The following is a 25,222-nucleotide window of genomic DNA, read 5'->3' on the forward strand; positions in this document are numbered from 1 at the left end:
CGGGTCAGTCGGCAAGCCGTCTTGAACAATCTGGGTCAGGCGCTTCCGGGCGCGGCGCGAGCCGGCCCGGGGCCTTGATGCAGGATGCTCAGCGGCGCTTGGCCATGGCATCGGTGAAACGATCGAACAGTGGCGCGACGTCGGTCGGGCCTGGGCTCGCTTCAGGGTGGCCCTGGAAGCTGAACGCGCTCTTGTCGGTGCGCTCGATACCCTGCAGGGTGCCGTCGAACAGCGACTTGTGGATGGCGCGGACGTTGCCCGGCAGGGTGGTTTCGTCAACGGCGAAACCGTGGTTCTGGCTGGTGATCATGACCACGCCGGTATCCAGGTCCTGAACCGGGTGGTTGGCACCGTGGTGACCGTGGCCCATCTTCACGGTCTTGGCGCCGGAGGCCAGGGCCAGCAGCTGGTGGCCGAGGCAGATGCCAAATACCGGAATCTCGGTCTCGAGGATTTCCTTGATCGCCTGGATCGCGTAGTCGCAAGGCTCCGGATCACCAGGGCCGTTGGACAGGAACACGCCGTCCGGATTCAGTGCCAGCACTTCGCTGGCCGGGGTCTGGGCAGGCACCACGGTCACGCGGCAGCCGCGAGCAACCAGCATGCGCAGGATGTTCAGCTTGACGCCGTAGTCGAAGGCGACCACGTGGTATGGCAGGTCGGCAGCGTCGATGGTCGGGTGGCTGTCGGTTTTCAGTTCCCACACGCTGGAGCGCCACTCGTAGCGTTCATTGGTGGAAACGACCTTGGCCAGGTCCATGCCCTTCAAGCCCGGGAAGCCGCGGGCAGCAGCGATGGCGGCTTCTTCGCTGATGTTGTCACCAGCCAGGATGCAGCCGTTCTGAGCGCCTTTTTCGCGCAGGATACGAGTCAGGCGACGGGTGTCGATGCCGGCGATGGCAACGACGTTGTTGGCCTTGAGGTACTCAGGCAGCGACTGGGTGTTACGCCAGTTGCTGGCCAGCAGCGGCAGGTCACGGATGACCAGGCCAGCGGACCAGACACGGTTCGACTCGGCGTCTTCCGGCGTGGTGCCGGTGTTGCCGATGTGCGGGTAAGTCAGGGTAACGATTTGCTGCGCGTAGGAAGGGTCTGTAAGGATTTCCTGGTAGCCGGTCATAGCGGTGTTGAATACCACCTCACCAACGGTCTGACCGTCGGCACCGATGGCTTCACCGCGGAAAATACTGCCGTCGGCAAGGGCGAGTATGGCTGGCTTTGTCAAGAAGACCTCCCGTAAATCAAGCATGAAAGGGCGATCGCAGGTTGCAAAAAAGCGGAGTGACGTATGGACACGTCACCCCGCTTTTATGTGCTGAATTCAATTCGCTGCGCGCTTTTAGTGGACACACTAAAGCTGTAGCTTACAGAAAAGTGCGTTTTCGGTCTACCGCATATGTGTCTCTAAAACACATGATTGCGACAGAGGGCGCAGCGAGCCGAACTGATCAGCGCAGCTCGAGCACGTCCTGCATGTCGTACAGGCCTGGCTCGCGCCCGTCCAGCCACAGCGCCGCACGCACCGCGCCCTTGGCGAAGGTCATGCGACTGGAAGCCTTGTGGGTGATTTCCAGGCGCTCACCTTCAGCAGCGAACAGCACGGTATGGTCACCGACCACATCGCCGGCGCGCACGGTGGCGAAGCCGATGGTCTTGCGATCACGCGCGCCGGTCTGGCCTTCACGGCCATACACCGCCACTTCCTGCAGATCGCGCCCCAGCGCATTGGCAACCACTTCACCCATGCGCAGCGCGGTACCCGACGGTGCATCGACCTTGTGGCGGTGGTGCGCCTCGATGATCTCGATGTCGACATCATCACCCAATACCCGCGCAGCCATGTCCAGCAGTTTGAGGCTGAGATTGACACCAACACTGAAGTTGGCAGCGAACACGATCGGGATGTCCTTGCCCGCCTCGACGAGCAATTGCTTTTCCTCGACAGTGAAACCGGTGGTACCGATGATCATCGCCTTGCCGTGCTTGCGGCAGAACGCCAGGTTCTTCAGCGTCACCGAAGGGTGAGTGAAATCGATCAGCACGTCGAATTCGTCGGCAACCTTGGCCAGGTCATCGGACAGCAGCACGCCGATCCGGCCCAGCGCTGCCAGTTCCCCCGCATCTGCCCCCACCAGCGAGCTGTCCGGACGATCGATCGCCGCCGTCAGCCCCGCACCCGGGGTTTGCTGAACGGCTTCGATGAGGGTCTTGCCCATCCGCCCCGCTGCGCCCATCACTGCAATACGTCGCATAGCCATATTCCTTGTCAGAGATCGCCGAAGAAGCGCTTCACGCCATCGAACCAGCCACTGGCCTTGGGCGAGTTGTCGCCCTCCAGCGAGCTGCGCAGCTCTTCGAGCAGTTCACGCTGGCGACGGGTCAGGTTGACCGGGGTCTCGACCGCCACGCGGCACAGCAGGTCACCGGCACCACCACCGCGCACCGGGGCAACGCCCTTGCCACGCAAGCGGAACTGCTTGCCGGTCTGGGTGCCTTCCGGAATTTTCAGCTTCACGCGACCATCGAGGGTCGGCACTTCCAGCTCGCCACCCAGGGCAGCATCGGTGTAGCTGATCGGCACTTCGCAATACAGGTGCTTGCCGTCACGCTGGAAGATCTCGTGCTCGCGCACGTTGATCACAACGTACAGATCGCCGGTCGGACCACCATGGGTGCCCGCCTCGCCCTCGCCGGACAGGCGAATGCGGTCGCCGGTATCGACGCCCGCCGGCACCTTGACCGACAGGGTCTTGTATTCCTCGACACGGCCTTCGCCATGGCAAGAGGTACATGGGTCGGTGATGATCTTGCCCTGGCCGTGGCAGCGCGGGCAGGTCTGCTGCACCGAGAAGAACCCCTGCTGCATGCGCACCTGGCCGATGCCGCCGCAGGTCGGGCAGGTCGACGGGGTCGAGCCCTTCTTGGCGCCGGAGCCGTCACATGGCTTGCAGTTGACCAGCGTTGGCACGCGGATGCTGACCGTGGTGCCGCGCACCGCTTCTTCCAGGTTCAGCTCCAGGGTGTAGCGCAGGTCACTGCCACGCTGGGCACCGCCACGTCCGCCACCGCGACCGCCACCGAAGAAGTCGCTGAAAACGTCGCCGAAGATATCGGAGAAGTTGGCGCCGCCGAAGCCGGCACCGCCACCACCCATGCTCGGGTCGACGCCGGCATGGCCGTACTGGTCGAACGCCGCGCGCTTGCTGGCATCGGACAGTACTTCGTAGGCCTCGTTGGCTTCCTTGAACTTGTCTTCCGACTCTTTATCGCCCGGGTTGCGGTCCGGGTGGTACTTCATCGCCAGGCGGCGGTAGGCCTTCTTGAGGTCAGCTTCAGTGGCGCCGCGCTCGACACCCAGGACCTCATAATAATCACGCTTGGACATAGGTCATTTGCACCTTGTGGGGCGTCCGGCATCTGCGCCGCGCCATCAGCACCTGCCTGCACACCACGAATGGCCCAGACAAATGCTGTAAAAAATCTCGAATTCCAGATACGCCAACGCGGGAGCAAGCCCCCGCGCGGCGACATCCTACCAGTTCACCGGCACAAGCCGGTGAACGGGTCGACAGCATGCAACGATTACTTCTTGTCGTCGCCTTTCACTTCTTCGAACTCGGCGTCAACCACGTCATCGTGCTTGGCTTCCGGCTCGGCTTGCTGAGCACCACCCTGAGGCTGTTCGGCTTGCTGCTCGGCGTACATCTTCTGAGCAACCGGAGCCGAAACCTTGGACAGCTCTTCGACCTTGGCGTCGATGGCAGCCTTGTCGTCGCCTTTGACAGCGGCTTCCAGGGCAACCACGGCGGCTTCGATCGCAGTCTTCTCTTCAGCAGTGACCTTGTCACCGGCGTCAACGACCATCTTGCGAGTCGAGTGCACCAGCGCGTCACCCTGGTTACGGGCAGCGGCCAGCTCTTCGAACTTGCGGTCTTCCTCGGCGTTGGCCTCGGCGTCACGCACCATGCGCTCGATTTCTTCGTCGGACAGGCCGGAGTTGGCCTTGATCACGATCGACTGAGCCTTGCCGGTGGCCTTGTCTTTGGCGCCGACATGCAGGATGCCGTTGGCGTCGATGTCGAAGGTCACTTCAATTTGCGGCACGCCACGTGGCGCTGGCGGAATGTCAGCCAGGTCGAACTTGCCCAGCGACTTGTTCTGCGCAGCCTGCTTACGCTCGCCCTGCAGCACGTGAATGGTCACAGCGCCTTGGTTGTCGTCGGCAGTCGAGAACACCTGCGACTTCTTGGTCGGGATGGTGGTGTTCTTCTCGATCAGCGCAGTCATCACGCCACCCATGGTTTCGATACCCAGGGTCAGCGGGCTGACGTCCAGCAGCAGCACGTCTTTCACGTCACCGGCCAGCACGGCGCCCTGGATGGCAGCACCCATGGCCACGGCTTCGTCCGGGTTGACGTCCTTGCGCGCTTCTTTACCGAAGAAGTCGGCAACGGCCTTCTGCACCATCGGCATACGGGTCTGGCCACCGACCAGGATCACGTCGTCGATCTTGCTGACGTCGATGCCGGCGTCTTTCAGGGCGATGCGGCAAGGCTCGATGGTACGGTTGACCAGGTCTTCTACCAGCGACTCCAGCTTGGCGCGGGAGATCTTCACGTTCAGGTGCTTCGGCCCGGTAGCGTCTGCAGTGATGTACGGCAGGTTGACGTCGGTCGACTGCGCCGAAGACAGCTCGATCTTGGCCTTTTCAGCAGCTTCTTTCAGACGCTGCAGGGCCAGTGGATCGTTCTTCAGGTCCATACCGGACTCTTTCTTGAACTCGTCCACGAGGTAGTCGATCAGGCGCATGTCGAAGTCTTCGCCACCCAGGAAGGTGTCGCCGTTGGTAGCCAGCACTTCGAACTGATGCTCACCGTCGACTTCGGCGATTTCGATGACCGAAACGTCGAAGGTACCACCACCCAGGTCATAAACGATGACAGTGTGGTCGCCCTTGGCCTTGTCCATGCCGTACGCCAGTGCAGCAGCGGTCGGTTCGTTGATGATGCGCTTGACGTCCAGACCGGCGATGCGACCGGCATCCTTGGTGGCCTGACGCTGGCTGTCGTTGAAGTACGCCGGAACGGTGATGACCGCTTCGGTCACGGCCTCGCCGAGGTAGTCTTCGGCGGTCTTCTTCATTTTCTTCAGCACTTCGGCGCTGATCTGCGGGGGAGCCATGTCCTTGCCGCTGGCCTGCACCCAGGCGTCACCGTTGCCGCCCTTGACGATCTTGTACGGCACCAGCTTGATGTCTTTCTGTACGACGTCTTCATCGAAGCGGCGGCCGATCAGGCGCTTCACGGCGAACAGGGTGTTGTGCGGGTTGGTGACAGCCTGACGCTTGGCCGACTGACCTACCAGGATTTCGCCGTCGTTGGCATAGGCCACGATCGAAGGGGTAGTACGCGCGCCTTCGGCGTTTTCGATGACCTTGACGTTACCGTTTTCCAGAATGGAGACGCACGAGTTGGTGGTCCCCAGGTCGATACCGATGATTTTGCCCATGTTAACTCTCCCGAAACTTGAATTTGGCGGCAGCGGCTACTTCTGGCCAACTGCGGTAATACTTGAACGCTTGACACCTAAATGGGGATGCCCCGACAGATTTCAAGCCTTCTCATCGATAGAAGGTTGCGCTGCGGCCGGCGCCTTGCTCACCACCACCATGGCGGGGCGCAGCAGGCGACCGTTGAGCAGGTAACCCTTCTGGAACACGTTGAGCACGCTGTTCGGCTCGACGTCGGCGTTTTCCTGCATGGCCATGGCCTGGTGGTGCTCAGGGTTGAACGGCTGGCCGTGCGGCTCGATGGCTTCGAGGTTGTAGCGCTTGAGGGTGTCCTGGAACATTTTCAGGGTCAGCTCGACGCCATCACGAATGGTTTTGACCTGTTCGTCTTCGGCACTGGAGTGCGCCAGGGCCAGCTCCAGGCTGTCGATCACCGGCAGCAGGTCGCCAGCGAACTTCTCGAGGGCGAACTTGCGGGCCTTGTCGACTTCCTGTTCGGCGCGGCGAATGCTGTTCTGCGCTTCGGCAGCAACACGCAGGGACTGATCCTTGGCTGCGGCCAGCTGCTCCTCGAGCTCCTGAACGCGGGCGCCGTTATCCACTGCACCAGCCTCTTCGGCGTTAAGGTCTTTTTCATTCAGCTGTTCGTCAGCCATGGGTTCTCTCCTCCGCAATTTCTGTTGTACGAGCAAAGCTCGCCGTGTCTGCCGGCTATATGGGGCCGGAAAAACCAGCTTCAAGGGGCAAGTGGGTTTTGCAGGCCGCAACAGAATCCGCCAGAGGGCATTGGCAGGGCTGAAAAAAGTACTGTATAAATAACCAGACCTGAACTTCGGGAGCCGCCCCCATGCTGGTGCACCTGTCCATCCACAACTACGCCATCGTCGAACACCTCGACCTCGAAATCGCCCGCGGCATGTCGGTCATCACCGGCGAGACCGGTGCGGGCAAATCGATCATGCTCGACGCCCTCGGCCTGGCCCTGGGCGACCGTGCCGACAGCGGCGCGGTGCGCCCCGGCACCGACAAGGCGGACATCCTGGCCACGTTCGACCTGGTGGACATCCCCGAAGCCCATGCCTGGCTGGCCGAGCGCGACCTGGACAACGACGGCCTGTGCATCCTGCGCCGGGTCATCACCGCCGAAGGCCGCAGCCGTGGCTACATCAACGGCACACCCTGCCCTCTCGGCGACCTCAAGGCGCTTGGCGAGCTGCTGATCGACATCCACAGCCAGCATGAACACCAGTCGTTGCTGAAGACCGACACCCACCGCCGCCTGGTGGACGAATACGCCGGCGCCATCGACCTGGCCCGCCAGGTACAGCTTGCCGCCAAGCGCTGGAACCAGACCCGCCTGGAGCTGGAACGGCTGAGCAATTCCGGGGACGAGCAACGTGCCCGCCATCAGCTGCTCAGTTACCAGCTTGAAGAGCTCGACAACCTCGGCCTGGGCGAAAACGAACTGGAGCAGCTGGAGCAGGAACACAAGAACCTGACCAATGCCGAAGCCCTGTTCGGCATCTGCCGGCAGGTCATCGACCAGTGCAGCGAAAGCGATTCGGGCAACGTGCTCAGCGCCCTCACCTCCAGCCTCAATCGCCTCGGCGCTGCAGCAAACGCCCCGCGCGCACTGGGCGAAGCCGCGAACATGATCGCCAGCGCACAAATTCAGGTAGAAGAAGCGATGGGCGAGCTCAACCGCTTCCTCGACAACTTCGATGCCGACCCCATGCGCCTGCAAGCCCTGGAAGAGCGCCTCGACACGATCTACACCCTGGCGCGCAAGCACCGCGTGCATCCCACCGAGCTGCCGCACCTGCAGCAGCAGCTGATGGACGAACTCGAAGGCCTGAACGCCAGTGACGAGTCGATCGAACGCCTGGGCGAGGAGCTTGGCGCCTTTGCCCAGCACTATAAAGTGAAGGCACTGGAGCTGAGCGCCCTGCGCCAGCAGGCAGCCAAACAGCTGGCTGTCGCCGTGGAGCAGGAGATTCAGCGCCTGGGCATGCCGGGCGGCCGGTTCTGCATCGAACTCACCCCCAACGAAGGCAACGACCTGTCGCCGCACGGCCTGGAACAGATCGAACTGCTGGTCAGTGCCAACCCCGGGCAACCACTCAAGGGCTTGGCCAAGGTAGCGTCCGGGGGCGAGCTGTCACGCATCAGCCTGGCAATCCAGGTGATCACGGCGCAGACCTCGCGCATACCAACCCTGGTGTTCGACGAAGTCGACGTCGGCATTGGCGGCCCTACGGCCGAAATCGTCGGCCAGTTGCTGCGCCGCCTGGGCGAGCGCGGCCAGGTCCTGACCGTGACGCACCTGCCCCAGGTGGCGGCGCAAGGGCACCATCACCTCTTCGTGCACAAGGTGCGCAACAGCGATACCACCCACACCGCAGTAGCCAATCTGGGCAAGCGCGAGCGGGTCGAGGAAGTGGCGCGGATGCTCGGCGGCATCGACCTGACCAAGGAGTCCCTGGCCCATGCGCGCAAGATGGTGGTTTCCGGCAAGGCTTGAGAGCACCTTCAGCCTCCCAGAAAGCACAAAGGCGACCCGAAGGTCGCCTTTGTCATTCATAACGAGCTAAATCGTTACTTTTTCTTACGCACATAGAGGACCAGATTGTGGTCCACAAGCTCGTAGCCATGCTCGGCCACGATCTCTTTCTGGCGGCGCTCGATTTCAGCATCCATGAACTCGATGACTTCGCTGGTATCCACGTTGACCATATGGTCGTGGTGACCGCCGTCAGCCAGCTCGAACACCGCGTGGCCACCGTCGAAGTTATGGCGCACCACCAAGCCAGCTGCTTCGAACTGGGTCAGTACGCGATAGACGGTTGCCAGACCGACGTCCTCGCCAGCCTCCATCAGCGCCTTGTAAACATCCTCGGCGCTCATGTGACGTTGCTCGGTGGAGTCGAGCATCTGAAGGATCTTGACTCGAGGCAGGGTCACCTTGAGACCGGCTTTGCGCAATTCGCTATTTTCAACCATGGTCAGCTTTCTCGCCGATGCTGCTTCGCAGCTTCTCTTAATACGGGTATGATCGGGGTTTACGTTGTCCAGCCAAGATAGTGGAAGTCGCCCACCGATGCAAAACACCAAGCTCTTGCTAAACAGCCTCGCCCTCGCGGGACTGCTCGCACTCGCCGGTTGCTCGTTTCCCGGGGTTTACAAAATCGACATCCAGCAGGGCAATGTCGTCACGCAAGACATGATAGACCAATTACGCCCCGGAATGACCCGTCGGCAAGTAAGGTTTATCATGGGCAACCCGTTGCTGCAGGACACTTTCAACACCAACCGTTGGGATTACCTGTACAGCCTGCAACCTGGTGGCGGCAAACGCCAGCAGGAACGCATGAGTATCTTCTTCAACGACAGCGACCAACTGGTCAGCCTGTCTGGCGACTTCATGCCAGGTGTAAGCCGCGACCAGGAAATCCTCGGTGGCAGCAGCAACACCACGGTAAGCCCCGCCACCCAGCCAGAGCAGGCCAAGCCGCAGCCGGAAGAGAAGCCAGCCAAGCCAGGCTCGACGGAAGAATCCATCCAGCGCGAGATCGATACCATCGAGACCACCCCAGTGCCGACACCGGCACCGCTGGAAACCTCGCCGCAGTAATTGCCGGCCAGATGAAAAAGCCCGGACCATGGTCCGGGCTTTTTATTGCCTGCCAGAGCAGCTAGCGCTTGGCCTTGGCCTGTGCGGCACGCTGCCTGCGCGCCTCGATGGGGTCGATCAGCAGAGGCCGGTAGATCTCCAGGCGGTCCCCCTCCTCGACCCCGCGCTCGTGCGCATCCGCGACCACCTTGCCAAAAATGCCCACCGGGCATTCCTCGACATTCAGCCCGCCGACCTGCGCGGCAATCCCGGACAGGCGCAATGCTTCACGCACAGTCGCCCCATCCGGCACGTCACAGACCAACAGCCACTGGTGCTCGGCCGTGGCGTAGGCCACTTCAACCTTGACCATTGAGCTGCTTGGCACGCTGGCAGAACGCATCCACCAGGGTATTGGCCGCCTGGTTGAACAGCGGCCCTAGCGTGGCACGCACAATTGCGCCAGCGTAGTCGAAGGTCAGGTCCAGGCTGATCTTGCAGGCCTTTTCACCGAGCGGCTTGAACACCCAAAGGCCATGCAGCTGCGTGAACGGCCCCTCTTCCAGGTTCATCTCGATGGACTGCCCCGGCACCAGCACATTACTGGTGACGAACTGCTGGCTCATGCCGCCCTTGGCCACTTCCAGCTTCGCCCGCATGTGCGTGTCGCTGGCCTCGATCACTGTCGACGCCGAGCACCAGGGCAGGAATTCAGGGTAGCTGGCCACATCATTGACCAGATCGTAGAGCGCCTGGGCAGGGTACGGCAGCAGGGCGGAACGTTGAATATGGGTAGTCATCCAGGCGTCACTTCCAAGGCTGGGTGGCGGCGCTTCGCAGCGTGCCGAAAACAGGTTCTGTGCATAGAACAGGCCTTGTATTGTCCGGTATTCATTGCAGTGGCTCAAGCACACCGAAATCCCGTAGCCGACCGCGCGATGACTTGCCTATAATGCCGCCCCTATGGCTAAACAAAAGAAACATCCGACCGGGACCATCGCGCAAAACAAAAAAGCGCGACACGATTACTTCATCGAACACAAGTTCGAGGCCGGGCTGGTCCTGTCCGGCTGGGAAGTAAAAAGCCTGCGGGCCGGCAAGGCGCACCTGACCGACAGCTACGTGCTGCTCAAGGATGGCGAAGCCTGGCTGTTCGGCAGCCACATCACCCCGCTGACCGCCGCCAGCACCCACGTCATCGCCGACCCCATGCGCACCCGCAAGCTGCTGCTGAACAAGCGCGAGCTTGAGCGCGTGGAAGCCGCCGTGGCGCAGAAAGGCTATACCTGCGTGGCGTTGGCGCTGTACTGGAGCAAGCACCTGATCAAGTGCGAGATTGCGCTTGGCAAGGGCAAGAAGGAGTTCGACAAGCGCGACACCATGCGCGAACGCGACTCCAACCGCGAGCTGCAGCGTGCGGTGCGGAACAGGGGCAAGGAAGAGTAACTCCTGCCCTGTGCGGCCACTGTAGGAGCGGCCTTGTGTCGCGAAAGGGCTGCAAAGCAGCCCCAGCAGATCAAGCTGCGAAGCTGAGATCCTGGGGCCGCTTCGCAGCCCTTTCGCGACACAAGGCCGCTCCTACAGGAACCGCGCGCACTACAGGCAAACACGTTTCAACGCCCGCTGCGCCGCTCCGCCCGCGCCACTCGCTGGGCCTCATCCTGCGCCTCTTCCAGCACTTCCTGCACATACAGAATGTGCCGGCTGGACACCTCCCGCGCATCCTCCGCCCTACCCTCGACAATCGCCAGGTACAACTCGCGGTGCTGACTGATCAGCATGTCGCGTGTTTCCGTGCGTTGCTGATACATGCCACCGATGTTGGTCACCACGTTGCGCTTGAGCAGGTCGAACAAGCCACGAATGGTATGCAGCAACACCGCGTTATGGCTGGCCTCGGCAATCGCCAGGTGGAAGCGTGCATCGGCCGCGCCCTCCTCCGCCCGCGTTACCTCGTCAGCGCGTGCATAGCAATCCTGCAAGGTATCGAACGCCGCCTTCAGCCGCGCGCGATCAGGCTCGGTGGCACGCTGGGCCGCGTAATAGGCGCATGACGCCTCCAAGGTATGGCGAAACTCGAGCAAGTCGCGCTGCGCTTCGGCACTGTGCTCGAGCAACTGCAGCAGCGGGTCGCTGAAGGTCGAGCCGAGCGATTCAGCCACGTAATTGCCGCCACCCTGGCGGCTCACCAGCAGCCCCTTGGCCACCAGCTTCTGGATCGCCTCACGCAGTGAAGGGCGCGACACACCGAACTGCTCGGCCAGGACGCGCTCGGCCGGCAGCCGCTGCCCAGAGGTCAGCGTGCCTTCCAGAATCATTCCTTCCAACCGATCGACGATGTCGTCGGACAGGCGCCGTTGGCGGACCTGATCAAAAACCATCACATGCTCTCCACAAACCCCCGGCTAATGTCAGGGGGGCGTCTATTCTCGCCGATCCGCGCCGCGCCAGCACGTATCAGCCGACGGATTTCGCGAGCAAGCAGCTGTCCGTTCATCGACCCGCGACCAAAGTTTTGCACGGGACAAATTGACACACCCACGACAGCGCTTTTAACCTAGCGACCAGCCATTGTAAATTGGTCTTACCAATTATCCAATGCCAGTGCCTGACCAACAACAATTAGGGGCCACCCCATATGCAAACCTGGCAACAACTCTATACCCCGCTTGGTAGTCTCGGCCTGTCCGCACTGGCGGCGGTCATCCCTATCGTATTCTTCTTCCTGGCCCTGGCCGTGTTCCGCCTCAAAGGCCACGTGGCTGGCAGCATCACCCTTGCCCTGTCGATCCTGGTGGCAATCTTCGCCTTCCAGATGCCTGTCGACATGGCCCTGGCCGCCGCAGGTTATGGCTTCCTCTACGGCCTCTGGCCGATTGCCTGGATCATCGTTGCCGCGGTGTTCCTGTACAAACTCACGGTCAAGAGCGGCCAGTTCGAAGTAATCCGCAGCTCGGTGCTGTCGATCACCGACGACCAGCGCCTGCAGGTATTGCTGATCGGCTTCTGCTTCGGCGCCTTCCTCGAAGGTGCGGCCGGCTTCGGCGCCCCGGTGGCCATCACCGCCGCACTGCTGGTCGGCCTGGGCTTCAACCCGCTGTACGCCGCCGGCCTGTGCCTGATCGCCAACACCGCACCGGTGGCCTTCGGCGCCCTGGGCATCCCGATCATCGTGGCCGGCCAGGTCACCGGCATCGACGCCTTCCACATCGGCGCCATGACCGGCCGCCAGCTGCCACTGCTGTCGCTGTTCGTACCGTTCTGGCTGGTGTTCATGATGGACGGCCTGCGCGGCGTGAAAGAAACCTGGCCTGCCGCCCTGGTCGCCGGCCTGAGCTTCGCCGTGACCCAGTACTTCACCTCGAACTTCATCGGCCCTGAGCTGCCGGACATCACCTCGGCGCTGGCCAGCCTGATCTGCCTGACGCTGTTCCTGAAAGTGTGGCAGCCCAAGCGCTCCTTTGCCGAGGCCAAAGGCAGCGTCGGCGCCGCCGTGGTACAGCCAAGCGGCAGCCAGCCGACCCCGTACAGCTTCGGCGAGATCTTCAAGGCCTGGTCGCCGTTCCTGATTCTCACCGTGCTGGTCACCATCTGGACCCTGAAGCCGTTCAAGGCAGCCTTCGCGCCGGGCGGCGCGATGTACAACTTCGTGTTCAACTTCGCCATCCCGCACCTCGACCAGCTGGTGATCAAGACCGCGCCGATCGTCACCGCGCCGACTGCCATGCCAGCGGTGTTCAAGCTCGACCCGATCTCCGCCACCGGCACCGCGATCTTCCTCTCGGCACTGATCTCCATGGCGGTGCTGAAGATCAACTTCAAAACTGGTCTGACCACTTTCAAAGAAACGTTCTGGGAACTGCGCTGGCCGATCCTGTCGATCGGCATGGTGCTGGCCTTCGCCTTCGTCACCAACTACTCGGGCATGTCTTCGACCATGGCCCTGGTGCTGGCCGGCACGGGCGCCGCGTTCCCGTTCTTCTCGCCGTTCCTTGGCTGGCTGGGCGTGTTCCTGACCGGTTCCGACACCTCGTCCAACGCCCTGTTCAGCTCGCTGCAGGCCACCACCGCGCACCAGATCGGGGTCAACGACACCCTGCTGGTGGCGGCCAACACCAGCGGCGGCGTGACCGGCAAGATGATCTCGCCACAGTCGATCGCCGTGGCCTGCGCCGCCACCGGCCTGGTCGGCAAGGAATCCGACCTGTTCCGCTTCACCGTCAAGCACAGCCTGTTCTTCGCCACCATCGTCGGCCTGATCACCCTGATCCAGGCCTATTGGCTGACCGGCATGCTGGTTCATCACTAAAGTGAAAGGGGCCGGGCGCCATCACGCGCCCGGCATCTCCTTCAACCCACGCTGCGAGAATCCATGATCATTTCCGCCTCCACCGACTATCGCGCCGCGGCCCAACGCAAGCTGCCTCCCTTCCTCTTCCACTACGCCGACGGCGGTGCCTACGCCGAGCACACCCTGCGCCACAACGTCTCGGACCTGGCCAGCATTGCCCTGCGCCAGCGCGTGCTGAAGAACATGTCCGAGCTCAGCCTGGAAACCAAGCTGTTCGACGAGACCCTGAGCATGCCCGTGGCCCTGGCCCCGGTCGGCCTCACCGGCATGTACGCCCGCCGTGGCGAAGTGCAGGCGGCGCGTGCGGCGGCGGCCCACGGCATTCCGTTCACCATGTCGACGGTGTCGGTGTGCCCGATCGAAGAAGTGGCGCCCGCCATCGACCGGCCAATGTGGTTCCAGCTTTACGTGCTCAAGGACCGCGGCTTCATGCGCAACGCCCTGGAGCGGGCCAAGGCCGCCGGCGTGAAAACCCTGGTGTTCACCGTCGACATGCCGGTGCCTGGCGCCCGCTACCGCGACGCCCACTCCGGCATGAGCGGCGCCAACGGCCCGATCCGCCGCGTGCTGCAGGCCATGACCCACCCCGAGTGGGCCTGGGACGTCGGCGTGATGGGCCGCCCGCACGACCTGGGCAACATCTCCAAGTACCGCGGCAACCCCACGGGCCTTGCCGACTACATCGGCTGGCTGGGCAACAACTTCGACCCGTCGATCTCGTGGAAAGACCTGGAGTGGATTCGCGAATTCTGGGACGGCCCGATGATCATCAAGGGCATCCTCGATGCCGACGACGCCCGTGACGCGGTCAAGTTCGGTGCCGACGGCATCGTCGTGTCCAACCACGGCGGCCGCCAGCTCGACGGCGTGCTGTCCAGCGCCCGCGCCCTGCCGGCGATTGCCGACGCGGTCAAAGGCGACCTGAAGATCCTTGCCGACTCCGGCATCCGCAGCGGCCTCGACGTGGTGCGCATGATCGCCCTCGGCGCCGACACCGTGCTGATCGGCCGTGCCTTCCTCTGGGCCCTGGCCGTGCATGGCCAGGCCGGGGTGAAGAACCTGCTCGAACTGTTCGAGAAGGAAATGCGCGTGGCCATGGTGCTGACCGGCGCCAAGTCGATCAGCGAGATCACCCGCGACTCGCTGGTCCGCGAACTGGCCGCCTGAGCGCCCCTCTACAGTACCGCCTGAATGACCGGGGCACGCCGCGCGCCAGACGCTGCGGCCCCGCGAGGAGATTGCATGAGCCTGCCCGCTGCGTTCCTGCGTGATGCCGAGCGCCTGATCCCCGCCGAACGCCGTTTCGACGACCCGACCTCCACCCTGGCCTTCGGCACCGACGCCAGCTTCTATCGGCTGATCCCCAAGCTGGTGGTGCGCGTCGAGTCCGAGGACGAAGTGGTCGGGCTGATTCAACTGGCCCAGCGCGATCGCGTGCCAGTGACCTTCCGCGCCGCCGGCACCAGCCTGTCCGGCCAGGCCATCAGCGACTCGGTGCTGATCGTGCTCGGCGATAACTGGAACGGCCGTGAAATCCGCGGCCAAGGTGAGCAGATCCGCCTGCAACCCGGCGTCATCGGCGCCCAGGCCAACGCCTGGCTGGCCCCGTACGGGCGCAAGATCGGCCCCGACCCGGCTTCGATCAATGCCTGCAAAATCGGCGGCATTGTCGCCAACAACGCCAGCGGCATGTGTTGCGGCACCGCGCAGAACACCTACCACACCCTCGCCGGCCTGCGCCTGGTGCTGGCCGACGGCACCCGCCTGGACAGCGAAGACCCGGCCAGTGTCGCGGCCTTTGAAAACAGCCACGCCGACATGCTCGAAGCGCTGGCCCGCCTGGGCCGCGAAACCCGCGCCAACACTGAACTGGCCAACCGCATCCGGCACAAATACCGGCTGAAGAACACCACTGGCCTGTCACTCAATGCGCTGGTGGACTACGACCAGCCGCTGGATATCCTGCAGCACTTGCTGGTCGGTTCCGAAGGCACTCTGGGCTTCATCAGCGCCGTCACCTACGACACCGTGCCCGATCACCCGCACAAGGCCAGCGCGCTACTGGTGTTCCCCAGCGTTGAAAGCTGCTGCCGCGCCGTCACCGTGCTCAAGCGCCAGCCGGTGTCCGCTGTGGAACTGCTCGACCGCCGCAGCCTGCGTTCGGTGCAGAACATGCCGGGCATGCCGCTGTGGGTTAAAGGCCTGTCGGACAACGCCTGCGCCCTGCTGATCGAGTCCCGCGCCGCCAGCCAGAGCCTGCTGCATGAGCAACTGCAGCAGGTGATGGCCTCGATCGCCGACTACCCGCTGGAGCAGAAGGTCGACTTCAGCGAAGACCCGGCCGTGTACAACCAGCTGTGGAAGATCCGCAAGGACACCTTCCCCGCCGTCGGCGCCGTGCGCCAGACCGGCACCACGGTGATCATCGAAGACGTCACCTTCCCCATCGAGCAACTGGCCGAAGGCGTCAACCGCCTGATCCAGCTGTTCGACAAGCACCACTACGACGAGGCGATCATCTTCGGCCACGCGCTGGAAGGTAACCTGCACTTCGTCTTCACCCAGGGCTTCAACAGCGCCGAGGAGGTCGCGCGCTACCAGGCCTTCATGGACGACGTAGCGCAGCTGGTGGCCGTCGAATTCGGCGGCTCGCTCAAGGCCGAACACGGCACCGGCCGGAATATGGCGCCGTTCGTGGAGCTGGAATGGGGCCATGACGCCTACCAGCTGATGTGGAAGCTCAAGCGCCTGCTCGACCCTAACGGCATCCTCAACCCCGACGTGGTGCTGAGTGAAGACCCGGATATTCACCTGAAAAACCTCAAGCCGCTGCCTGCCGCCGACGAGATCGTCGACAAGTGCATCGAGTGCGGCTTCTGCGAGCCGGTCTGCCCCTCCAAAGGCCTGACCCTCAGCCCACGCCAGCGCATCGTCATGTGGCGCGACATCCAGGCGAAGCAACGCGCCGGCATCGATACCCGCGAGCTGCTGCAGACCTACCAGTACCAAGGCATCGACACCTGCGCCGCCACCGGCCTGTGCGCCCAGCGCTGCCCGGTCGGCATCAACACCGGCGAGCTGGTGAAGAAACTGCGCAGCCAGGCCGCCAACCACGCCAAGGCCGCCGACTGGCTGGCCGAGCATTTCCACACGGCCCTGGGCGGCGCCCGCTTCACCCTGACCGCTGCCAACACCGCCCGCAAACTGCTCGGCGCCCCACGCCTCGGGCGCCTCAGCGCATCACTGAACAAGGCCAGCAAAGGCCGCCTGCCCCAGTGGACCCCGGCCATGCCACAGCCGCTGCGCACGATGGACTTCGGCCCGGCGAGCAACGACGCCCGCCCCCGCGTGGTGTACCTCGCCGCCTGCGTATCGCGCGTGATGGGCCCGGCCTACGCCGACCGCGAGCAAAGTTCGCTGCTAGACAAGACCCGCGCCCTGTTGGAAAAAGCCGGTTACCAGGTGGTGTTCCCGGACAATGCCGACAGCCTCTGCTGCGGCCAGCCGTTCGCTTCCAAGGGCTACCCCGAGCAGGCCGAGCACAAGCGCCAGGAACTTATCACCGCCTTGCTCCACGCCAGCCGCGGCGGCCTCGACCCGATCTACTGCGACACCAGCCCCTGCACCCTGCGCCTGGTGCAGGACCTGAACGAAACCCGGCTGGACCTGTACGACCCGGTGCGCTTCATCCGCACCCACCTGGTCGACAAGCTGGAGTTCACTCCCCAGGACGAGCCGGTGGCGGTGCACGTGACCTGCAGCACGCAGCACCTGGGCGAAAGCCAGGCACTGATCGACCTGGCAAGCCGTTGCAGCAAGCAGGTAGTGATCCCGGAAGGCATTCACTGCTGCGGCTTCGCCGGCGACAAGGGCTTCACCACCCCCGAGCTCAACGCCCACTCGCTGCGCAGCCTGAAGGATGCGGTGCAGTATTGCAGCGAAGGTATCTCTACCAGCCGCACCTGCGAAATCGGCCTGTCCAGCCACAGCGGCATCGACTATCACGGTCTGGTCTACCTGGTAGACCGCGTAACGAGAGCACGCGCCATCTGAGTTATCCCTGTGGGAGCGGCCTCGCCGGGGCGCCGGACCGGTCGGAAAGGGCTGCGAAGCGGCCCCAGGATTTCAGCTTCGCAACTTTGTTTGCCGGGGCCGCTTTGCGGCCCTTTCCGACCGGTCCGGCGCCCCGGCGAGGCCGCTCCACACAGACCGCATAGCCTGATCGACTGCAACATCCCGCCACACCCCAGCATGTCGCCAAGCCATCACCCCGATTGAACCCCCGCCAAATCACAGCAGTCCACCCTTATAGGCCCACTTCCAAGCGGCCATAAAAGGAGACACCCATGAAAGGTACCGCGCTTTCGGCCCTCTTCGCGGCCGCTACCCTCCTGGCTTCGCCGGTTTTCGCCGCCGAGGACCTGTGCACCGCCAACCTGCAGAAGATCGACGACAGCATGGCAACCGCCGGTGCAACCTCAGATGGCCTGGACAAGGCCGTGACCGAGCAAGTCGACAAAGCCAAGGCCGCCCAGGCTTCAGGTGATACCAAGGGATGCATCGCCATCACCAGCAAGGTGCTGGAGCGCTTGGAGAAGACCGAGAAAGGTAGCGGCACGTCCGGTGGTAGCGGCGGTGCTTGAGCCCTCGCAGCGCGGGCGACATGACCGGCTGTCGACGTCGCCCGCGCAATGGCGTATACTCCACCTCACGTGCCGTAAGGTGCGTTAGCCAAGAGCTAGTGTGGGGCCGATCAGGATTCGACGCCGGTAGCGAAACTCTAGGTGCATGCCGAGTTGGTAACAGAACTCGTAAATCCACTGTTGCAACTTTCTATAGTTGCCAATGACGAAAACTACGAGGGCTACGCTCTCGCTGCGTAAGCAGCTGAGCCCGCTCTCCTGGTAGCTTCGGCTCCAGCAATCATCAGGGGATGCCTGTAAACCCGAAATGATTGTCATACAGAACAGGATCGTCGTGTAGCACGTTGGGGGCAAAGCGACTAAAACTTACCCAACTCATCCAAAGCACCCTGCCCGTCGGGCGGCTGCGGATTAAATCAGTAGACACGGCTAAGCATGTAGTACCGACAGCGGAGTACTGGCGGACGGGGGTTCAAATCCCCCCGGCTCCACCAAATGATCAAACAAAGACGTCCACGGACGTCTTTTTTTGTGCCTGAAACTCAGTAAATACGCGGCCTCCAGCGCTTTTGTGGTCTTTTGAGAGTTTTTGAGTTCCAGCCATTCGGGTATTCCAGGCGGTATTCCAGCTCATCCGGTGCTAATCTTTGGAATACCGAATCAGTGCCTGAGGACAATCTCATGCCTGCTCATAACCTCCGCCTCTCCGATCGACAGCTCAAGGGAGTCAAACCGGCGTCCAAGGATTACGTCCTTACTGACGGTGACGGTTTGCAGCTCCGAGTACGCAGCAACGGCTCGTTGCTGTGGAATTTCAACTACCGCGAACCGGTGACCAAAAAGCGCATCAACATCGGTTTCGGGACCTACCCCGAACTGTCACTGGCGAATGCACGAAAGATGGCAGTCGAAGCGCGCGAGCTGCTCGCCCAAGGCATCGATCCGAAAGTGCAGCGCAATACGTTGAATGAAGCCAAGCGCGCAGAAACGGAACACACCTTCGAGAACGTGGCCACCGCCTGGTTCGAGCTCAAGAAAGACTCGGTCACCCCGGCCTACGCAGAGGACATCTGGCGGTCACTCACGCTGCACGTGTTCCCCGATTTGAAGACGACCCCTCTCGCGAAAATCACCGCGCCGATGGTGATCGGATTGCTTCGCCCAATCGAAGCGAAAGGTAGCCTGGAGACGGTCAAGCGTCTTAGCCAGCGGCTAAACGAAATCATGACTTACGGCGTTAACTCAGGCCTGATCTTCGCCAACCCGCTCAGCGGCATCAGGGCAGTCTTCAAGAAACCCAAGAAAGAGAACATGGCTGCACTTCCGCCCGAAGAGCTCCCCGAGCTCATGCTGGAGATCGCGAACGCCAGCATCAAACGCACCACCCGCTGCCTGATCGAGTGGCAGTTGCACACGATGACTCGCCCCGCCGAGGCGGCGACCACTCGCTGGGCAGACATCGACTTTGAAAGGCGTGTCTGGACTATCCCACCGGAGCGGATGAAAAAGCGCCGCCCTCACAGCATCCCGCTGAGTGATCACGCTGTCGCACTGTTGGAGTCACTGAAGACCCACAGCGGCCATCGCGAATACGTCTTCCCGGCAGACAGAAATCCGCGCACGCACGCCAATAGCCAGACCGCCAACATGGCGTTGAAACGCATGGGGTTCCAGGATCGGTTGGTCAGCCACGGCATGCGTTCGATGGCCAGCACCATCTTGAATGAACATGGGTGGGACCCGGAACTCATTGAGGTCGCACTGGCGCATGTCGACAAGGATGAGGTGCGCAGCGCCTACAACCGAGCCGACTACATCGAACGCCGACGACCGATGATGGCCTGGTGGAGTGAGTACATCCAGAAAGCCGCCACCGGCAGTCTGCTCGCCTCTGCATACGGCCAAGTCAGAGACAAGAACGTGGTACCGATCCGCTAGCTCTGTACAGCGCAAGAATGGCAGCAGCAACATTCGAGCGCTCAAGATTCGGAGCAGGCAGCCTCGCTTATCCGCTTTTGAACACGGGTCCATCCAAACAGGGCTGCAAAGCCGCCCTGTTTGGATGGACCTCACTTTGAAGAGCTAAAAGCGAACACGTTGTCCAGGATTTACCACGGAATTCCACCGATGGATGACCGCTTTTCAAGTCCCCAAGAGCGCTGAATTTCGGCCCTTGACCGGCTTTATCCACAGGCGTAGAACTGGCCGTGCAAGCGCTGTCGATGACAGCACCCCAGGTGACCCGAACCTTCAAGGTCACGCCGCTCTGCGGTGGTTCTCCCGAAGGGCGATTCGCATCCGGCAGCTCGCCCGGTCACCTCCCCCGGTGATGGATGCTCTCTAATCTCATGGCCCTCGTGCGCCAGCTACACCGTACTGTGCTGCCCTGCAGCAACCTATCCGCTTGGCCAAATCTGCGCCAACCTGTGCCCGTCTCTTTCTCCTGGAAAGAGACGGGCACTTCTACTACTGCTGCAGCCCTGATCGCACAAGGCTTTGCGGCATTCCCCCTCGTGACAATCGGCGTGACAAACGCCGATGTCACCAGCAACAGCGCTGTAGATGATGGTGCCGCAGACCACGGAATGGACTGCACCTGACTGACAGTCAGGAATGCCCCGGTCATCGCATTGCTGCTTGCACATGGCTCAGGATCTTCAGGCGCTGGTCTCGTCAGCCAGTGCTGCCTCCACCCGCCCACCGGTAACGGTGTTCAGGAGGCCAGATCATGAGATGCCCTTGCTCCCGGACGTAAGGAGCCGCCAGTCCCGCGAAGAGGACATTCCCCACAGGTCGCAGGGGCCTTGATCCCTGATAACACTCAACATTCTTGGCGGGATGACGTGGGGCGAGGATCGGAGAGCGAACGATGAGGTGATTCGACATGGCATTGGTGGGCAAACGCAATGGCCGCAATTTCGGCTACGGCAGGCAATTGAGCTACGCAGGACCGCAGGCGCTGAAAGACATGTTTGGCGGTGGCCACTACGGCACGGTCAAGGCGCACTGTGATCGCTGGCAGGCATTCGTGAAGTGGTGCCGCTCCGAACAGGGGCCAGGTATCAATGATGCGCGGCAAATTGATCGCAAGGTATTGGCGGACTATGCGGCGTATCTGCGCAATGCGGTTGAGTGCGGTAGCCTCGCCATCAGCACCGCACAAAACCGCCTATCCAGCGTTAACAGGACAATGGCGGCGCTGCGCGGTGATCAGTGTGTGAAATTGCCCAGTCCGAGCAAGGCATTGGGTATTCAGCGCACCGGCGTTCGACAGTCAGTGCCGCAGTGCCAAGACCGGGAAGCGGTGAAGCAGATCGTCGATGCGCTTTGCAGCAGTCATCAGCAGCGGGCCGCCGCAATCGTTCTGTTGGCACGAGCCACCGGCATGCGTTTGCGTGAGGCCATCTTGGCTGACCTACCACGGCTACGCCGAGAGGCTAAAGACCTCGGCAAGATCAATATCCAAGACGGCACCAAAGGCGGCCGCGTCGGAGCATCGGCCCCACGTTGGATTACGGTGGATCAGCGTGTTCGCGATGCTCTTGGATTTGCGGAGCAGGTTTCGCCAGCGGGTAGCCCAAACCTGATTGCCCCCGAAGAAAGCTACGTGGATGTTATGCAGTACGTAGTACGCCCCGCACGAGATGTCCTGCACAGGTGTGACCTCAAAGGATTTCATGAACTACGGTCGGCGTATGCATGTGAACGCTTTGAGCAGATCACCCAGCATCGAGCGCCTATCAATGGCGGTCATTGCTACGTGATAGACATGTGTCTTGATCGTGATGCCCGGAAGCAAATCAGCTATGAACTGGGGCACGGCCGAATCGATGTGGTCGCTGCCTATATAGGTGGGCGGCATGAGTAAGGCCTTCGATATGAAACTTTTCCTGGCTGGCGTGTTAACCGGCTCACACGCAACGCGGCAACGCCATTTGCGTCAGGCGAAACTCATTCAGGCTGAAATCGCATCACGCTGGCAGCGAGAAACACCCTGGGCTTGGCAGAGAAAACATGTGGTTTGGTTTCTTGAGCACCGCCTGAGTCAGCGGAGTGAGGCGACGCGCTACTACTAGCTACTGACTGTGCACTTGCTCGTTGAGCGTTTAGGCAGATCCTGGCAGTTCGACCGTTAGGCCAAGGCAATCAACCGTCAACGGGTTGTCGCTAGACCCAGGTCATAACTGGCACTATGCTACCTACGGCTGAAATTTCCACGGACGGGTGCTTGATGTCGCAAGATCTCCTACTTACACAGAATGCTCAATTTTACCGCCCTAGGGCCCCTTTCACTAAGGTTACGCTCACGGCAATCCTAGAAGCTGCCAGCTCCAATATGACTATTGGCAGCACGCTTATCGCGGATATTCTTGAACAGAATGATACGCTTTCTGATGGCAGCAAGTTCTCTTATAGTCTCCGCGTCTTCAAGACCGACCGTGATGTACATTTTTGGCAGCAACCGCTCAAAGATACAATCTATGCATTCATTTTGATCATTGCCATAGATGACTGTATTGCCATTTTCAAAAAGTCCTGTGCCAGCATAAAGGAGAGCATGGATAAGCATGCGAAGCTGATCCGGAGTAGTGAACTTACCTCTGCTTTTAGCGACATCGATGCACAATATCAAAAGATGGCGACACGCAACATGACCGTTTCCGATCGAGCCATGCGCGGTCGAGCCTTTGAAGCTTCAGATCTGAAAGGGCTTATGTCTGTACATGCTGCTGGGAGGTCAATCCCCTACTTTTTCAAGCTCAAATTGAAGGGGCGCACCAAGACCATTTCCGCGCAAAGCGGTCGCGTGGTTGAGGCATCGGACCGAAAATCGATTCACCACGCAGTGGAATGGGTCAGGGTACAGCTGCACGACATCAATAACCCTTCCACTGAAAAAGATTTCCTCAACAACTTTGCCAAATTCATAGATCTTGACTTGGTCTGGAAATCGAGCACACCAAACGCGGTTTTGCTGGAGCATTCGTTTTTTGTAGAAAACGTAATCAATCAAGGAATCCCTATTTTCTATACAACCAGACGTGGCCGTAGAATCGAAATGACATCTAAGCACGTCAAATCCTTGATTGCGGAAATGGAACAAGTTTATGAGGTCGGCCCGGCACCTGACCACGAACTTTTAGGTAGCATCAGACAGGCCAAGCTAAAGAAAAATCTTCACTCGATCGCTGTCAATAGCCGAGCGCTTCAAAACATTCATTTTGAGCAGAATGGCAAGAAGACGACGCTCCAGGCGTACATCAAGAAGCAGAGTTTAGCGACCATCACATTCTCCGACCCCAGGTACATGTACTTCATGGATCAGTGCTTTGAGGACGGTGCGGGGATCAACGAAATCCCTGCAATGCTTAGAACGTTAAAAGTCTTGCCAGAACTTGCCTCGGCGACTTCGGAGAAAGGTAAAATAACGAAAAAGATAACCAAGTTCGACTCCACGTCAGTCTTTGATATAGTCGAGACAGCACACAACGCCGATGACTACGTTTTCTGCGACGACCTTGGCAACGAATGGGCTGACCACATCACATTTAACCGAGCTGATTACTCCGTGTCTTTCATACACTCCAAACATGGGAAGCCCAGCAAGTCCGCCAGCAATTTACATGACGTCGTCGGCCAAGCCATCAAAAACATCGGAAATATGGAAGTTGACCCGAAGCTCTTCCTAAAAAAACATAAAGAAAAATTTCGTAAAAACTACAACTACGGCCTTTTAAAACGCACCAGAAAAAGCATTCCTGGGAAGTTCGAAGATTACCTTTACGGACTCAGACAGGACTATCGATTCAACCGCAGATGCATAATCTGCTGTTCGTTTATCTCGAAGAAAACAATCGAAAAAGAATTCAAAAAAATTCAGAAAGGGATAAATGTGGCAGGAAATATAACCCAGCTCTACTGGATCCTATCGTCATTCATGCATGCTGCCAAAGAAGCGGGAATCCATCCCATCGTTTACTGCCAAGAATAACGCAATAAACAATGAATCTCATAGCAGCTTACCATCTCCACGAGTTGCGCCTCAGAAACGCCACAAATAGAAGCAAAGGTGACACTAAAAACTTTTACATGACAGAAGCGACGTTGAGAGAAGCGCTAGGTCATTCGACAATAGGAGCCGGCCGGCGATGGGATGCAAGCCTTGCTCAGTAAAACATGCCCCGCAACAGTCGACGCCTTCTGATACCAAACACTTTGTCGTGGCGATCCTGCTTGCGTTTTGTAGCTTTCTTGGCCTTGTACACTGGCGCTGGAAGCATAGTCTTCTCATACTTGACGGCTTTGCCGCCGTTTTCCCGGTACATGAACAGTGCATCTCTGGTCAACAACCATTGCAGATGACGCCAATGGGGTGTCGCCTTGATATACAAACTAATCTGCGGATCGATCCATCCTGCAAACCAAGCGATCTGGTCTGCTAGCAAGCGCATGCTGGTAATGGTTTGCCGAGGCCGGCGAGGAACGAAACCTCGACGCCCATAGGCATCGAATTCGGCCGTTTTCCACAGTGAATCGTGATGGCCAATACGATTTCGGACGTCACGCATCTGGTAAAGCAGGCTAGCTATTCGGTCGACAAGGGCTGGATCACCGAAGACGCCATTGCTCAGATCAGGAATGCTCGGGAACGCAACTGCCAAAACGCGCGCCTGCATGCCTTTTGGGTGAGAATTGTGTTTCAACCCGTTTACGATTGCCTCCCAGAAGCCAAAGGCGACTTTCGCGACGATATCGTCCACGGTTACCCTGCAGCCCTTACCTTTGCTCTTCTTGATTTTTTCGACTGCGCCGAGCACATCGTCGTGAGTACGGGGACTCAGCTTGTGCCAAGACGTTAACCCACCGGGACTAGAGCGGTTGGGGCGCGTCTTGAGCATCCACTCAAAGCTTTCTGTGTTTCCGTAGTACTGCGACAGACCACGATGCAAAGCGTTACGCAAGCTCACCTCGAGGTCGCCCAAAATCGGTAACAGCGCTGCCCCTACCGCCTGGGTCCACGCATAGCAACCATAGAGGTCGCTCTCGCTAGTGGTTTTGAAGAATTCTTCGAGGGTTTTGAGCCGGGCAGCGGTCAGATGAACGAGCAT

At 60.5% G+C, this 25,222-nt stretch carries 21 protein-coding genes and 1 other RNA gene; 12 read left to right on the plus strand and 10 right to left on the minus strand.

Annotated elements, in window-relative coordinates; translation table 11 throughout:
* Positions 1-88 precede the first annotated feature (88 nt).
* From carA to grpE, 5 genes are all read right to left on the minus strand, one after another.
* On the minus strand, positions 89-1,225 hold the full coding sequence (gene carA, locus ACLEJU_RS10145) for a glutamine-hydrolyzing carbamoyl-phosphate synthase small subunit (RefSeq protein WP_435423102.1): 1,137 nt from the start codon (positions 1,223-1,225) through the stop codon (positions 89-91).
* Positions 1,226-1,448: 223 nt separating this feature from the next.
* Positions 1,449-2,252, minus strand: a complete 804-nt coding sequence (gene dapB / locus ACLEJU_RS10150; RefSeq protein ID WP_435423103.1) for a 4-hydroxy-tetrahydrodipicolinate reductase — start codon at positions 2,250-2,252, stop codon at positions 1,449-1,451.
* A 14-nt stretch (positions 2,253-2,266) separates the two neighbouring features.
* Positions 2,267-3,385 carry a molecular chaperone DnaJ gene (gene dnaJ / locus ACLEJU_RS10155; RefSeq protein ID WP_435423104.1) on the minus strand — a complete coding sequence of 373 codons (1,119 nt, stop codon included), beginning with the start codon at positions 3,383-3,385 and terminating at the stop codon, positions 2,267-2,269.
* 197 nt (positions 3,386-3,582) lie between these two features.
* A complete protein-coding gene (gene dnaK / locus ACLEJU_RS10160) occupies positions 3,583-5,508 on the minus strand; it encodes a molecular chaperone DnaK (RefSeq protein WP_435423105.1) in 1,926 nt (641 codons plus the stop codon).
* A 102-nt stretch (positions 5,509-5,610) separates the two neighbouring features.
* The gene (grpE, locus tag ACLEJU_RS10165; RefSeq protein WP_435423106.1) at positions 5,611-6,165 is read right to left on the minus strand and encodes a nucleotide exchange factor GrpE; all 555 of its coding nucleotides are present in this window, start codon (positions 6,163-6,165) and stop codon (positions 5,611-5,613) included.
* A 191-nt stretch (positions 6,166-6,356) separates the two neighbouring features.
* Here grpE and recN point away from each other — a divergent pair, with 191 nt between their 5' ends.
* Positions 6,357-8,030: a DNA repair protein RecN gene (gene recN, locus ACLEJU_RS10170; protein ID WP_435423107.1), complete on the plus strand. Its 1,674-nt coding sequence runs from the start codon at positions 6,357-6,359 to the stop codon at positions 8,028-8,030.
* A gap of 74 nt (positions 8,031-8,104) precedes the next feature.
* On the opposite strand, the gene fur is transcribed toward recN, so the two are convergent.
* On the minus strand, positions 8,105-8,509 hold the full coding sequence (fur, locus tag ACLEJU_RS10175; RefSeq protein ID WP_046788147.1) for a ferric iron uptake transcriptional regulator: 405 nt from the start codon (positions 8,507-8,509) through the stop codon (positions 8,105-8,107).
* Positions 8,510-8,606: 97 nt separating this feature from the next.
* Here fur and ACLEJU_RS10180 point away from each other — a divergent pair, with 97 nt between their 5' ends.
* A complete protein-coding gene (locus tag ACLEJU_RS10180; RefSeq protein ID WP_103448896.1) occupies positions 8,607-9,140 on the plus strand; it encodes an outer membrane protein assembly factor BamE in 534 nt (177 codons plus the stop codon).
* A 61-nt stretch (positions 9,141-9,201) separates the two neighbouring features.
* Here ACLEJU_RS10180 and ACLEJU_RS10185 read toward each other — a convergent pair whose 3' ends face one another.
* The gene (locus ACLEJU_RS10185; RefSeq protein WP_435423108.1) at positions 9,202-9,492 is read right to left on the minus strand and encodes an RnfH family protein; all 291 of its coding nucleotides are present in this window, start codon (positions 9,490-9,492) and stop codon (positions 9,202-9,204) included.
* Complete coding sequence (locus ACLEJU_RS10190; protein ID WP_110639672.1) at positions 9,479-9,919, minus strand: type II toxin-antitoxin system RatA family toxin; 441 nt, start codon at positions 9,917-9,919, stop codon at positions 9,479-9,481. Before ACLEJU_RS10190 ends, ACLEJU_RS10185 begins: the two co-directional genes overlap by 14 nt.
* Positions 9,920-10,082: 163 nt before the next feature.
* Here ACLEJU_RS10190 and smpB point away from each other — a divergent pair, with 163 nt between their 5' ends.
* Positions 10,083-10,565 (plus strand): SsrA-binding protein SmpB, encoded by a 483-nt coding sequence (gene smpB, locus ACLEJU_RS10195; protein WP_435423109.1) that lies wholly within the window; start codon positions 10,083-10,085, stop codon positions 10,563-10,565.
* A 167-nt stretch (positions 10,566-10,732) separates the two neighbouring features.
* Here smpB and ACLEJU_RS10200 read toward each other — a convergent pair whose 3' ends face one another.
* Positions 10,733-11,500, minus strand: coding sequence for an FCD domain-containing protein (locus ACLEJU_RS10200; protein ID WP_085677195.1), 768 nt, complete (start codon positions 11,498-11,500; stop codon positions 10,733-10,735).
* A 257-nt stretch (positions 11,501-11,757) separates the two neighbouring features.
* Between ACLEJU_RS10200 and ACLEJU_RS10205 the strand changes: the two genes are divergently transcribed.
* The 9 genes from ACLEJU_RS10205 (at position 11,758) to ACLEJU_RS10245 (ending at position 24,105) form a co-directional block, all read left to right on the plus strand.
* On the plus strand, positions 11,758-13,428 hold the full coding sequence (locus ACLEJU_RS10205) for a lactate permease LctP family transporter (protein ID WP_027917705.1): 1,671 nt from the start codon (positions 11,758-11,760) through the stop codon (positions 13,426-13,428).
* Positions 13,429-13,491: 63 nt separating this feature from the next.
* A complete protein-coding gene (gene lldD / locus ACLEJU_RS10210) occupies positions 13,492-14,637 on the plus strand; it encodes an FMN-dependent L-lactate dehydrogenase LldD (RefSeq protein WP_435423110.1) in 1,146 nt (381 codons plus the stop codon).
* Between the two features lie 75 nt (positions 14,638-14,712).
* Entirely contained in the window at positions 14,713-17,523 is a 2,811-nt protein-coding gene (locus tag ACLEJU_RS10215) for an FAD-binding and (Fe-S)-binding domain-containing protein (RefSeq protein WP_435423111.1), read from the plus strand.
* Between the two features lie 293 nt (positions 17,524-17,816).
* Positions 17,817-18,113, plus strand: a complete 297-nt coding sequence (locus ACLEJU_RS10220) for a hypothetical protein (RefSeq protein WP_159408791.1) — start codon at positions 17,817-17,819, stop codon at positions 18,111-18,113.
* Between the two features lie 102 nt (positions 18,114-18,215).
* Positions 18,216-18,607, plus strand: a transfer-messenger RNA (tmRNA) gene (gene ssrA, locus ACLEJU_RS10225).
* A 187-nt stretch (positions 18,608-18,794) separates the two neighbouring features.
* A complete protein-coding gene (locus tag ACLEJU_RS10230) occupies positions 18,795-20,051 on the plus strand; it encodes an integrase domain-containing protein (RefSeq protein WP_435422953.1) in 1,257 nt (418 codons plus the stop codon).
* Between the two features lie 946 nt (positions 20,052-20,997).
* Positions 20,998-21,981 (plus strand): integrase domain-containing protein, encoded by a 984-nt coding sequence (locus ACLEJU_RS10235; RefSeq protein WP_435422954.1) that lies wholly within the window; start codon positions 20,998-21,000, stop codon positions 21,979-21,981.
* Positions 21,974-22,189, plus strand: coding sequence for a hypothetical protein (locus tag ACLEJU_RS10240; protein ID WP_435422955.1), 216 nt, complete (start codon positions 21,974-21,976; stop codon positions 22,187-22,189). The genes ACLEJU_RS10235 and ACLEJU_RS10240 overlap by 8 nt, the downstream gene beginning before the upstream one ends.
* A gap of 155 nt (positions 22,190-22,344) precedes the next feature.
* Positions 22,345-24,105, plus strand: a complete 1,761-nt coding sequence (locus ACLEJU_RS10245; protein WP_435422956.1) for a hypothetical protein — start codon at positions 22,345-22,347, stop codon at positions 24,103-24,105.
* Between the two features lie 175 nt (positions 24,106-24,280).
* Here the strand turns inward: ACLEJU_RS10245 and ACLEJU_RS10250 are convergent, their stop codons facing one another.
* Positions 24,281-25,222, minus strand: a complete 942-nt coding sequence (locus ACLEJU_RS10250) for a hypothetical protein (protein WP_435422957.1) — start codon at positions 25,220-25,222, stop codon at positions 24,281-24,283.

Origin of the sequence: Pseudomonas sp. SMN11, from assembly GCF_052041945.1 — a bacterium.
Taxonomy (GTDB): domain Bacteria; phylum Pseudomonadota; class Gammaproteobacteria; order Pseudomonadales; family Pseudomonadaceae; genus Aquipseudomonas.